This is a genomic window from Pseudomonas sp. AC211 (assembly GCF_979258055.1).
This window is the reverse complement of record NZ_OZ409830.1, coordinates 5,037,909-5,049,720: the sequence shown is the minus strand read 5'-3', so window position 1 is coordinate 5,049,720 and position 11,812 is coordinate 5,037,909. Positions and strand designations below refer to the sequence as shown.

10 protein-coding genes and 1 pseudogene are annotated in these 11,812 nt (G+C 62.0%); 6 read left to right on the top strand and 5 right to left on the bottom strand.

The annotated features are described in order from the left end of the window. Nucleotides 1-27 precede the first annotated feature (27 nt). Nucleotides 28-534: a peptide deformylase gene (def, locus tag ACZZZP_RS23460; RefSeq protein ID WP_122492264.1), complete on the bottom strand. Its 507-nt coding sequence runs from the start codon at nt 532-534 to the stop codon at nt 28-30. A 153-nt stretch (nt 535-687) separates the two neighbouring features. On the opposite strand from def, the gene ACZZZP_RS23455 reads away from it, so the two are divergent. The 3 genes from ACZZZP_RS23455 (at nt 688) to tsaC (ending at nt 3,509) form a co-directional block, all read left to right on the top strand. Beyond that, the gene (locus tag ACZZZP_RS23455) at nt 688-1,713 is read left to right on the top strand and encodes a LysM peptidoglycan-binding domain-containing protein (protein WP_463384310.1); all 1,026 of its coding nucleotides are present in this window, start codon (nt 688-690) and stop codon (nt 1,711-1,713) included. A gap of 96 nt (nt 1,714-1,809) precedes the next feature. Beyond that, entirely contained in the window at nt 1,810-2,901 is a 1,092-nt protein-coding gene (dprA, locus tag ACZZZP_RS23450; protein ID WP_463384309.1) for a DNA-processing protein DprA, read from the top strand. 50 nt (nt 2,902-2,951) lie between these two features. After that, nucleotides 2,952-3,509, top strand: coding sequence for an L-threonylcarbamoyladenylate synthase type 1 TsaC (gene tsaC / locus ACZZZP_RS23445; protein ID WP_463384308.1), 558 nt, complete (start codon nt 2,952-2,954; stop codon nt 3,507-3,509). A gap of 4 nt (nt 3,510-3,513) precedes the next feature. Here tsaC and ACZZZP_RS23440 read toward each other — a convergent pair whose 3' ends face one another. Continuing rightward, entirely contained in the window at nt 3,514-4,491 is a 978-nt protein-coding gene (locus tag ACZZZP_RS23440; protein WP_463384307.1) for an NADPH:quinone reductase, read from the bottom strand. Between the two features lie 181 nt (nt 4,492-4,672). Here ACZZZP_RS23440 and hemF point away from each other — a divergent pair, with 181 nt between their 5' ends. Both hemF and aroE read left to right on the top strand, forming a co-directional pair. After that, nucleotides 4,673-5,593 carry an oxygen-dependent coproporphyrinogen oxidase gene (hemF, locus tag ACZZZP_RS23435; protein ID WP_463384306.1) on the top strand — a complete coding sequence of 307 codons (921 nt, stop codon included), beginning with the start codon at nt 4,673-4,675 and terminating at the stop codon, nt 5,591-5,593. Beyond that, entirely contained in the window at nt 5,593-6,411 is an 819-nt protein-coding gene (aroE, locus tag ACZZZP_RS23430) for a shikimate dehydrogenase (protein WP_463384305.1), read from the top strand. The genes hemF and aroE overlap by 1 nt, the downstream gene beginning before the upstream one ends. On the opposite strand, the gene ACZZZP_RS23425 is transcribed toward aroE, so the two are convergent. From ACZZZP_RS23425 to betC, 3 genes and pseudogenes are all read right to left on the bottom strand, one after another. Then, nucleotides 6,408-7,982, bottom strand: a complete 1,575-nt coding sequence (locus tag ACZZZP_RS23425) for a SulP family inorganic anion transporter (RefSeq protein WP_463384304.1) — start codon at nt 7,980-7,982, stop codon at nt 6,408-6,410. The genes aroE and ACZZZP_RS23425 overlap by 4 nt on opposite strands. A gap of 314 nt (nt 7,983-8,296) precedes the next feature. Continuing rightward, a complete protein-coding gene (gene choX / locus ACZZZP_RS23420; RefSeq protein WP_463384303.1) occupies nt 8,297-9,235 on the bottom strand; it encodes a choline ABC transporter substrate-binding protein in 939 nt (312 codons plus the stop codon). Between the two features lie 15 nt (nt 9,236-9,250). Then, nucleotides 9,251-10,778 (bottom strand): annotated as a pseudogene (gene betC / locus ACZZZP_RS23415) (choline-sulfatase). 128 nt (nt 10,779-10,906) lie between these two features. On the opposite strand from betC, the gene ACZZZP_RS23410 reads away from it, so the two are divergent. Then, nucleotides 10,907-11,803, top strand: coding sequence for a choline sulfate utilization transcriptional regulator (locus ACZZZP_RS23410; RefSeq protein WP_463384301.1), 897 nt, complete (start codon nt 10,907-10,909; stop codon nt 11,801-11,803). The last annotated feature ends 9 nt before the right edge of the window (nt 11,804-11,812 follow it).

Here is an 11,812-nt window from a genome sequence, read left to right as displayed (position 1 = left end):
TGCCGGAGCAAGCCTTTGATCGGCGTTTCAAGCCTGCTGGCGGTGCTGCTTTTCCAGCTTCTTCTTGATCCGGTCGCGCTTGAGCGTAGACAGGTAATCAACGAAGAGCTTGCCGTTGAGGTGGTCGCACTCGTGCTGAATGCACACGGCGAGCAGGCCTTCGGCGATCAGTTCAAAGGGCTTACCATCGCGGTCCAGCGCTTTGATTTTGACCTTCTGCGGGCGGTCGACGTTTTCGTAGAAACCGGGCACCGAGAGGCAGCCTTCCTGGTATTGGTCCATTTCTTCGGTCAGCGATTCGAACTCGGGATTGATGAAAACCCGCGGCTCGTTTTTCTCTTCGCTGAGGTCCATGACGACCACGCGTTTATGCACGTTGACCTGCGTGGCGGCCAAACCAATACCCGGCGCGTCGTACATGGTCTCAAACATGTCGTCGATCAACTGACGCAGGGCGTCGTCAACCACGTCTACGGGCTTGGCGATGGTACGCAGGCGCGGGTCGGGAAACTCGAGGATGTTTAGGATTGCCATATGCGTTGTGTGATGCACTTGTGGAATAAAGTCAAAATCCGCTGCTAATATGCTGAGCAGCTTTGAAAAACGGCTTCAGGCCGCGGCTTCCGAGGGTTTCGGAGCAGCCCTTGGGCGTTCTACGTGAAGACACATAATAAAGGGATTCACCGCATGAGGAAATCACTACTCGCCCTGCTACTCCTAGCCGCCTCTGGCTTGGCTCAGGCCGAAGTGCAGCTCAAGGAAGGTCATCCGGACCGCTACACCGTGGTCAAGGGCGATACCCTCTGGGATATTTCCGGGAAGTTCCTCAGTGAACCGTGGAAGTGGCCAGAAATTTGGCACGCTAACCCACAAGTTGAAAACCCCCACCTTATCTATCCAGGCGATCAACTCAGCCTAACGTACGTTGGCGGCCAGCCGCGTCTGACCCTCAACCGTGGCGCATCGCGTGGCACCATCAAACTGTCGCCGCAGGTTCGCAGCACGCCGATGGCGCAAGCGATCCCGACTATTCCGCTGGAAGCCATCAACAGCTTCTTGCTGAAAAACCGCATCGTGAACAGCGACGAAGATTTCACCAAAGCCAACTACGTGGTTGCCGGTACGGCCGAGCGCGTGGTGAGCGGCGCGGGCGATCGCGTTTATGCGCGCGGCACCTTTGATGAACAGCACCCGGTTTACGGCATCTTCCGCCAAGGCCGTACTTACACCGATCCCGACACCAAAGAATTCCTCGGCATCAACGCCGACGACGTCGGTGCCGGCCAGGTGATTGCTGAGGAAGACGGCGTTGCCACGCTGACCCTGAGCCGTACCACTCAGGAAGTGCGCAACGGCGACCGTCTGTTCCCCACCGAAGAACGTCCGGTTAACTCCACCTTTATGCCAAGCGCGCCGGTCAACGAGATTCGCGGTCTGATTCTCGATGTTCCACGTGGCGTGTCGCAGATTGGTCAGTTCGACGTGGTTACCTTGAACAAGGGCAAGCGTGACGGTCTGGTCGAGGGCAACGTGTTGGCCGTGTACAAAACCGGCGAAACCGTGCGCGACCGTGTTACTGGCGAACAAGTGAAAATCCCCGACGAGCGCGCCGGTCTGTTGATGGTGTTCCACACCTACGACAAGCTCAGCTACGGCCTGGTGCTACAAGCCACCAGGCAGCTCGAAACGATGGATAAGGTACGAAATCCGTAACACCAAGAACCCCCGCGAAAGCGGGGGTTCTTGTTTCTGGGGTCTTGTAGGAAACGACCCGTAATTAGCAGCTTTTTCGATCAAGGATGATCCGCAATGTCACACGCCACCTCGCCCGCCGAACTCGAAGCCCGAATCCGTCTGCACTGCCTGCCCGATCTGGGCGGCAAGCGCTTTCGCACCCTTATAAATGCCTTTGGCAATGCCTCGTCGGCCCTCAGCGCTCCGGCTTCCGCGTGGCGTGCGCTCAAGTTGCCGGCCGCCTGCGCAGAAGCTCGGCGCGACGAGTCGGTTCGCCAACGCGTAACCGCCACCCTTCAGTGGCTCGAGCACGCCAACCAGCACCTGATGATGTGGGACAACCCCGACTACCCCGCCCTGCTCGCCGAGTTGCCGGACGCGCCGCCGCTGCTGTTTGTGGCCGGCGACACCGACCTGCTGCAGCAACCACAACTGGCCATCGTCGGTAGCCGGCGGGCGTCGAAACCCGGCATGGATACCGCCAACGCATTCGCGCGCAGCCTGGCCGGCGGCGGCTTTGTCATCACCAGCGGCATGGCGGTGGGCATCGACGGCGCCGCCCACCAGGGCGCATTGGCAGTGGCGGGCAAGACCGTGGCCGTGCTGGGTACGGGTCTGAACCAGCTGTATCCGCCGCGCCATAAAAGCCTGGCCGCCGACATTGCTCGCGAAGGCGCGCTGGTATCGGAGCTGCCGCTGGACAGTCCGCCCATCCCCGCGAACTTTCCCTTGCGCAACCGCCTGATCAGCGGCCTCTCGCTTGGCGTGTTGGTGGTCGAGGCCAGCCCCTCCAGCGGCTCGTTGATCACCGCGCGTCTGGCGCTGGAACAGGGCCGCGAGGTGTACGCCATCCCCGGTTCCATTCACCACCCGGGCGCGCGAGGCTGCCATCAGCTGATTCGTGATGGCGCGGCACTGGTTGAGTCGGTCGAGCACATTCTCGAAGGTCTGCGCGGTTGGCAGAACGTGGCCCCCGCGCCCAAAGCGCGGCGTAAACCCGAGGCGGCCAAACACCCTATTCTCAAATTGCTGCACGCCGCCCCGCAGAGCAGCGAGGCGCTTAGCCTGGCCAGTGGCTGGCCGTTGCCGCGTGTGCTGGCTGCGCTGACGGAGCTGGAGCTTGAAGGCAAAGTCGCCAGCGAAGGCGGGGTCTGGGTGGGCCGTTAAGCGGCGCTTGGGTACACTGCGCGCAGTTCGAAATACAGCGAGGGTTAGCCATGATCAGCAGTTGGCGGGTGAAACAGGCGGCACGTGTAGTGCGCAACGGTGGCGTGATCGCCTACCCCACCGAAGCGGTGTGGGGCCTGGGTTGCGACCCTTGGGACGCGCAAGCTGTGGAGCGTCTGCTGGCGCTCAAGCAGCGGCCGGTGGAGAAGGGCCTGATTCTGGTGGCCGACACCATTCACCAGTTCGACTTTCTGCTCGAAGACTTCCCTGAATTGTGGCTCGACCGCCTGGCCAGCACCTGGCCCGGCCCGAACACCTGGCTAGTGCCGCATCAAAATCTGTTGCCTGCCTGGATTACCGGCGCCCATGAAACCGTGGCGTTGCGCGTGTCCGACCATCCGTTGGTGCGCGAATTGTGCGCCATGGTCGGACCGCTGGTGTCCACCTCGGCCAACCCTGCAGGCAAGCTGCCGGCGCGCAACAGCCTGCGCATTCAGCAGTACTTCCCCGACCAGCTCGATGCCGTGGTGACCGGGTCGCTCGGTGGGCGCAAAAACCCCAGCGTGATCCGAGACCTGGCCACCGGCAACGTGCTGCGCGCCAGCTAAGTGTCTACGGCAGCAACACGGTCGAGCCGCTGGTTTGCCGGCCAGACAGCGCAATGTGCGCCGCGGCGGCATCTTTGAGCGCGAAGCGCTGATTGATGTCCACGCTAATCTTGCCGCTGGCGAGCATGGCGAACAGTTCATCTGCCATGGCTTGCAGGCTGGCCGGGGAGTCGGCATAGCTGCCCAGCGTTGGACGTGTGACGTACAGCGAACCCTTCTGTGCCAGCACGCCCAGGTTCACGCCGCTGACCGGGCCTGATGAATTGCCAAAACTCACCAGCAAGCCGCGCGGCGCCACGCAGTTCAGGGAAGTTTCCCACGTGTCCTTACCAATCGAGTCGTAGACCACCGGGCATTTCTTGCCGTCGGTGAGTTCAAGCACGCGCGCGGCCACGTCTTCGTGGCTGTAATCGATGGTCGCCCAGGCGCCCAACGCTTTAGCGCGCTCGGCTTTGGCGGCGGAGCCAACGGTGCCGATCAGCTTGACGCCCAAGGCCTTCGCCCATTGGCAAGCGATGCTGCCCACGCCACCCGCTGCCGCGTGGAACAAAATGGTTTCGCCGCCTTTCAAGGGAAAAGTCTGACGCAGCAGGTACTGCACGGTGAGGCCTTTGAGCATGACGCTGGCGGCCAGCTCGAAGCTGATGCTGTCGGGCAGTTTCACTACGTGCGCGGCAGGCAGCACATGCAACTCGCTGTAAGCGCCCAACGGCCCGGTGCCATAAGCCACGCGGTCGCCGACCTTGACGTTGGTGACCGCCGTGCCCACTGCATCCACCACACCGGCGCCCTCGCCACCCAAGCCCGAGGGCAATGCAGCCGGGCTGTACAAGCCGCTGCGGTAGTACGTGTCGATAAAGTTGAGGCCAATGGCGTGATTCGCCACGCGCACATCGTTGTCGCCCAACGCGGCGGGCTGGTAGTCGAGGTATTCGAGCACGTCGGGGCCGCCGTGGCGGGCGAATTGAATACGCTTGGGCATGGCACACTCCTGTGGCTGCGCGAACGAAAGGGCTCTATCCAACGCCCCGAGCCGATGGCCGTCAACAGCGAATCCGCTTGCGGCGGTGGTATGCTTGCGCCCCTGTTCGGGCTATGAGCCCCGCCCGCTGCGGCTTCTGGGCGCCAAACCGTTTCCAATTTTGCGTGTTGAAGGTGATGTTGTGAGTGAACGTAGCGCAGCCGTTAAGGCCTATCTGCTCGACCTGCAAGACCGTATTTGTGCCGCCCTGGAGGCCGAAGACGGCGGCGCCACGTTCGCTGAAGATGCGTGGGAGCGCCCGGCGGGCGGTGGCGGTCGTACGCGGGTGATTGCCAACGGCGCGTTGCTGGAAAAAGGTGGGGTGAATTTCTCCCATGTGTTCGGCACTGGCCTGCCACCGTCTGCCAGCGCCCACCGTCCCGAGCTGGCCGGCCGAGGCTTTGAAGCCATGGGCGTGTCGCTGGTGATGCACCCGACGAACCCCCATGTGCCGACGTCCCACGCCAACGTGCGATTCTTCATCGCCGAGAAAGAAGGCGAAGAAGCCGTGTGGTGGTTCGGCGGCGGTTTCGACCTGACGCCCTACTACGGCAACGACGAAGACTGCCAGCACTGGCACCGCGTTGCCGAACAAGCCTGTGCACCGTTCGGCGCCGACGTTTACCCGCGCTACAAAGCGTGGTGCGACACGTACTTCCACATCAAACACCGCAACGAACCCCGGGGCATCGGCGGCCTGTTTTTCGATGACCTGAACGACTGGGACTTCGACACCTGCTTCGCCTTTATCCGCGCCATTGGCGATGCCTACATCGACGCCTACCTGCCGATCGTGCAGCGGCGCAAACACACCGCGTTCACCGCTGAGCAGCGCGAGTTCCAGGCATTCCGCCGGGGCCGCTATGTGGAATTCAACCTGGTGTACGACCGTGGCACGCTCTTCGGCCTGCAATCGGGCGGGCGTACCGAGTCGATTCTGATGTCGCTGCCGCCGCATGTGCAGTGGGGCTATGACTGGAAACCCGCGCCCGGCAGCGAAGAAGCGCGCCTGACCGAGTACTTCCTGCAAGATCGCGACTGGTTGGGCGAGGCTGCTAACTGATGGACCGTTACGGTGTATTCGGCCATCCCATTGGCCACAGCAAGTCGCCGCAGATTCACCGCTTGTTCGCCGAGCAAACCGGCCAATCGCTCAGCTACGAAGCGCTGCTTGCGCCGCTGGACGGCTTCACCGCGTTTGCCCGCGAGTTCTTCACCAGCGGCCGTGGCGGCAACGTCACCGTGCCGTTCAAAGAGCTGGCCTACCAGCTCGCCGACAGCCTGACCCCGCGGGCGCAGCGCGCGGGTGCGGTGAATACCCTGAGCAAACAGAACGACGGCGGGCTGCTCGGCGACAACACCGACGGCGCCGGCCTGGTTCGCGACCTCACGGTAAACGCCGGCCTGAGCCTTGAGGGCAAACGCATTTTGCTGCTGGGAGCGGGTGGCGCGGCGCGCGGCGTGCTGGCGCCGTTGTTGGCTGAGCATCCGCATTCGGTGGTAATCGCCAATCGCACCGTGGAAAAAGCCGAGGCGCTGGCGAAGGCCTTTGCCGACCTTGGCCCAGTGGCGGCGTGCGGGTTTGATTGGATGGAAGTGCCGGTGGACCTGATCATCAACGGCACGTCCGCCAGCCTCGGCGGCGAGCTGCCGCCCATCTCGCCAAGCCTGATCAAACCGGGCCATACCGTGTGCTACGACATGATGTATGGCAAAGGCCTCACGCCCTTCAACCAGTGGGCCAGCGACCACGGCGCGGCGCGCACCCTGGATGGGTTGGGCATGCTGGTGGAGCAGGCGGCGGAAGCGTTTTTCCTCTGGCGCAGCGTCCGCCCGGACAGCGCCAGCGTGCTGGCCGAACTGCGCAGCCAGCTCGGTTAAACAGCCGGCTCGAACTCGATGGGGCAGTCCGCTTCACCTTCAAGCTTGAGCAATTCCTCGACCACCTGCGTCTTGGCCCGGCGCAGGCACAGGCGTCGGCCCTGCGCCCGCAGGCGATGGGCTTCCTGGTGGAGCATGGTGACGCCGGCGTAGTCGATAAAGTTGATCTGCTGCGCCTCGATCACCACCCGCTTGCCCTTGCTGCGTTGCAGGCGCAACTGCAGGAAATGGCAGGCGCCGAAAAAAATCGAGCCTTCCACCCGCAGAATTTCTTCATCGCCTTCGAACCAGTGCTGTACCCGGGGTTGCGACGTGCGCTTGAGGTAGAAAAACAGCGAGGCCAGCACCCCGGCATAAATGGCGGTTTGCAGCTCCATCAACAGCGTGGCGGCCAGGGTCAGCAGCATCACTACAAATTCCGAGCGGCTGACGCGGTACAGCGCGCGAATACCGGCGAAATCGATCAAGCCCCAGCAGATGAGCAAAATGCTGGCGGCCATGCTCGGGAGCGGAATGTGGGCGATCAGCCTCGCGCCGAACAGCGCGAACGCGGCCACGCACAAGGCCGAAAACACGCCGGCCAGCGGCGAGCTGGCGCCGCCCTGCAGGTTCAGGCCGGAGCGGGTGAACGAGCCCGCCGACAGATAACCGGAGAACCACGCCCCCACCATGTTCGACAGACCTTGCGCGCGCACTTCCTGATTGGCGTTGAGCATTTGCTGAGAACGACTGGCCAGAGTGCGTGCGATCGACAGGCTGGTGACCAGACCGAGCATGCCGCACGCCACGGCAGTAGGCAGCAGCCGGATTATGGTCGCGAGGTCCAGGCTTAGCGGGCTGAAGGGCGGCAACGAGCCGGTGAAGGCCGGCACCAGGGGCACGCCGGCAAACCACGTCGGCAGCGCGGCGACAACGAGGCTGCCCAAAGCAATGCCGACCAGCAGCGCCGGGGCTCTGGGCCAAACGCGGCGTGTGACCAGGCTGCTGAGCAACGTCATCAGCGCGACTGCTACGCAAGCAGGGTCGGCGTTTGGCAGCAGCTGAATCAGGTGAGTAAGGCTGTCGTAGCCGGTTGCTTGGCTGGGTAGGTCGATGCCCAATAAATAGGGCAACTGGCCGAGGGCGATCACTAGCGCCGCGCCTGCGCTGAAACCGACCACCACCGAGTGAGAGACGAAATTCACCAGCGAGCCGAAGCGCAAAAGCCCCAACAACCACTGGAACAATCCGGCGAGAAAGGTCAGCAGCAGCACCAACTCCACATAGTCGTCACTGCCGGGCACGGCGAGCGGGCTGACGCTGGTAAACAGCACCACGGAAATCGCCGCCGTTGGCCCGCAAATCAGGTGCCACGACGAACCCCATAAACAGGCGATAACCACCGGCACTACGGCAGCGTATAAACCGTATTCGGCAGGCAGGCCCGCGATCAGCGCGTAGGCGATGGATTGTGGCAGGGCGAGTACCGCGCCGCTAAGGCCGACGAGAAAGTCGCGGCGAAGCGAGCGACTGGTCTGGAGTGGCAACCAGGCGAGAAAGGGAAAAAGCATCAAGCGATTGGGCCAGCGCATCTACATCTCGGTACAAGGGTTTGGCCAAAGGGTAGCAGTCATGACAGGCACACTGCGCCCGGGGAGTTGGCTTTGCAGTGAGGGCGCGGGGCAGGTTTCACCTTGCGTGCATGACTGACAATTCTGGATCCCCGCGTTCGCGAGGATGACGGTGGACGGGGTGGAGATGGCGTTTACCTACACGGCCCCAACTCCAAATCTCCGTCATCCTCGCGAACGCGGGGATCCAGGCTATTGCATGGGATTGCACCTTCCAGCAAACCGGCGATGGCGCGGTTCGCTAGCAAGCTAGCTCCTACAGGACGAGGCGCGTATTAAAGCTTGGCCTTCACCGCCGCCAGGGCCTCACCGCCATCTTTGGTTTTCACCCCGTCCAGCCAGCCGTTCAATACCTCGGGATGGGCACTGATCCAGGCCTTGGCCGCTTCGGCATTGCTGCCTTTTTTATTGGCCACCTTGGCCATGATGCTGTTCTCCATTTCCTGGGTGAACGTCAGGTTGGTGAGCAGCTTGGCGACGTTAGGGCACGCCTGTGCATAACCTTTGCGGGTCAGGGTGTAGACGCTGCCGCTGGCGCCGAAATATTTCTCGCCGCCGCTCAGGTATTTCATCTTGAATTGCACGTTCATAGGGTGCGGGGTCCAGCCCAGGAAGGTGATGAAGCGCTCGCGTTTCACGGCCCGCGCCACCTCCGACAACATGGCTTGTTCGCTGGACTCCACCAGCTTCCATTTACCCAGGTCGAACTCGTTTTTGCTGATCATTTCTTGCAGCGACTGGTTAGCCGGCGCCCCTGCACCAATGCCGAAAATCTTCTGGTCGAACTTGTCGGCGAACTTGGCCAGGTCGGCGTAATCATGCACCCCGGCGGCATACACGTAGTCGGGTACAGCCAGCGTGAACTCTGTGCCTTCGAGGTTTTTGCTGAGTTGCACCACATCGCCCGGTTTTACAAATTTGTCGTAGTGGGCTTGCTGCGCGGGCATCCAGTTGCCCATGAACACATCCACCAAACCATCTTTCATGCCGCCAAAAATAATCGGCACCGCCAGCGTGTCGATTTTGGCTTTGTAGCCCATGCCATCGAGCAAAAAGCTGGTCACGGCATTGGTCACGGCGATGTCGCTCCAACCCGGATCGGCCATGCGCACGGTGTCGCACGATTCGGCCGCTTGCGCATGGCCAATCGTCAGCGCCAGCGCGCCGGCCGCTGTGAGCAAGGCTGTGGATAACTTGGTGGATAAAATGTTCATGGCGTCCCCTTGGATTTAGTTTTTAGTGTGGGCAGGTGGTTGCGGAAAACGGGCTTTGCGCTCCAGGTCGTCGAGGTCGATGTGGTTGCGCATGTATTGCTGACTGGCATCAGTAAACGGCTGGTGGTCCCAGCTCTTGAGGGTGCCCAGGCTCAGCGCGCCGGCTACGAAGCGACGACGGCGCTGACTGGCCAACACCTGGTGGTGAATCGCGGGAATGTCCCACTTGCTGCGCGCCTCATTAAGGAACGCCTGGAACACCGTCTGGTGCTCGGCCGACCCGCTTAACTCTTCAAGCTCGAAGGGATCCTGCTCGGTGTTGTAGAGCAGGCAGGGGTCTTGCTCGGAGTACATGAATTTGTACGGGCCGCGACGGATCATCATCAGCGGGCTATTGGTGCCTTCGGCCATGTATTCGCCGAACACTTCGTCGTGGCCGCCGGTGCCCTGCAAATGCGGCAGCAGCGAACGGCCGTCCAGCGGCAAGTCGTGTTGCAGCTGCCCGCCCGCCAGTTCGACAAAGGTCGGTAACAAGTCGGCGGTCGAGATCGAAGCGTTCACCCGGCCGGCAGCGAACTGCGCGGGAGCGTGGATCACCATCGGCACGCGGGCCGCCATTTCAAACCAGTGCATTTTGTACCAGAGCCCGCGCTCGCCGAGCATGTCGCCGTGGTCGCCGGAGAACACGATCACGGTGTTGTCCGCCAGGCCGGTGGCTTCCAGGGTTTCCAACAGTTTGCCGATGTTGCTGTCGATGTAGCTGCATGCGCCGAAGTAGGCGCGGCGGGCGTCGCGAATTTTGTCGTCGGGCAGCGGTTTGTCCCACAGGTCGATCACTTTCATCAGCCGCTGCGAATGCGGGTCTTGCTCGCTTTGTGCGCGGGGGTGGCGCGGCAGGGGAATGTCCTGGTCGTCATATAGGTCCCAGAATTTTTTCGGAATGGTGTACGGGTCGTGCGGGTGAGTCATCGACACGGTCAGGCAAAACGGCTGCTCCGGCGCTTCGCGCACGTGGTCGAACAGGTATTGCTGCGCCTTGAACACCACCTCTTCGTCAAAATCGAGCTGGTTGGTGCGCACGCAAGGGCCGGCTTGCAGCACCGAGGACATGTTGTGGTACCAACTGGGGCGAACGTCGGGTTCGTCCCAGTTCACCGCCCAGCCGTAATCGGCGGGGTAGATGTCGCTGGTCAGACGCTGCTCGTAGCCGTGCAGTTGATCGGGCCCGCAGAAGTGCATTTTTCCCGACAGTGCCGTCTTGTACCCCAAGCGGCGCAGGTAGTGCGCGTAGGTCGGTACGTCGGCGGGGAAGTCGGCCGCGTTGTCGTAGGCGCCAATTTTCGACGGCAGCTGACCGCTCACCAGGGTGAAGCGCGACGGTGCGCAGAGCGGGCTGTTGCAGTAGGCGGAGTTGAACACCACGCCCTCGCTGGCCAGTCGGCTGAGGTGCGGCATTTGGATTGGCGATGCCGGGTCGTGCAGGGGGCAGGAGGGGCGCGGCCATCTGGTCGGCCATGATGAAAAGGATGTTCGGGCGCTTCATGTGGCAGGCTTATCCTATGCGGATCGGTTATGCGATAGTGATGGCTCGATCTTCTGCCTCACGCATTCAGGGGTAAAGCGCATGGCCAGGCATGTTTCGGATAACCGTTGCTTATGTGAGCGTTGGGCGTGAGCGTGTCGCTGGATTTGCTTCGCGTGTTTGAGGCGGCGGCACGGTCGCTGAGCTTTACCAGCGCCGCTGCCGAACTGGGCACCACGCAGCCGGCGGTTAGCCAACAGATAAAGCGCCTGGAAAAAGAGCTGGCGGTGCGGTTGTTCAACCGGATTCACCGTGGCATCACCCTGACCGACGCCGGGCAGGTGCTGCTCTTGCATGTGCAGCAGGGGTTAGAAACCATCGACGCGGGCGTTGCTGCCATCACCGCGCAAAACCAGCACGAGGTGCTGCAGGTTTCCACCGATTTCGCCTTCGCCGCGTACTGGTTGATGCCGCGTTTGCCGCGCTTTCGTCAGGCCAACCCGCACTTGGACGTCAGCCTGATCACCAGCGACCGCAGCATGACGAGCCTTCGCAGCGACATCGATATCGCCATCACCTTTGGCGATGGCCGCTTCAAGCACACCGAAGCCAGCCGCCTGTTCAGCGAAGAAGTGTTTCCCATTTGCAGCCCGCGCTTGCTGGAAGGCCGTACCCTGCCGTTGGCCAAAGAGCAATTGGCGAGCTTGCCCTTGCTGCACTTGAAGCCGGACATGAGCAGCCGCTGGTTTGATTGGAGCGGGCTGTTTCAGGCCCTGGGTATTAATCAGCCAGTGGGCCCGGCGGCGCTGAGTTTCGACAACTACACGCTGCTGATCCAGGCGGCCATTGCCGGCCAGGGCGTGGCGATTGGCTGGAGCCACCTGGTGGACGAGCTGCTGGACCAAGGCGTGCTGTGCAGGGTGATTGAAGGCCAGGCGCAGTCACGGTTCGGTTATTACGCCGTGCTTTCTGAGCGCAAACGGCGGGCGCGTTTGTTGCAGCCGTTTGTGGATTGGCTGCAGGCCGAACTGAAAGATCAGGAATAGGAATTTTCT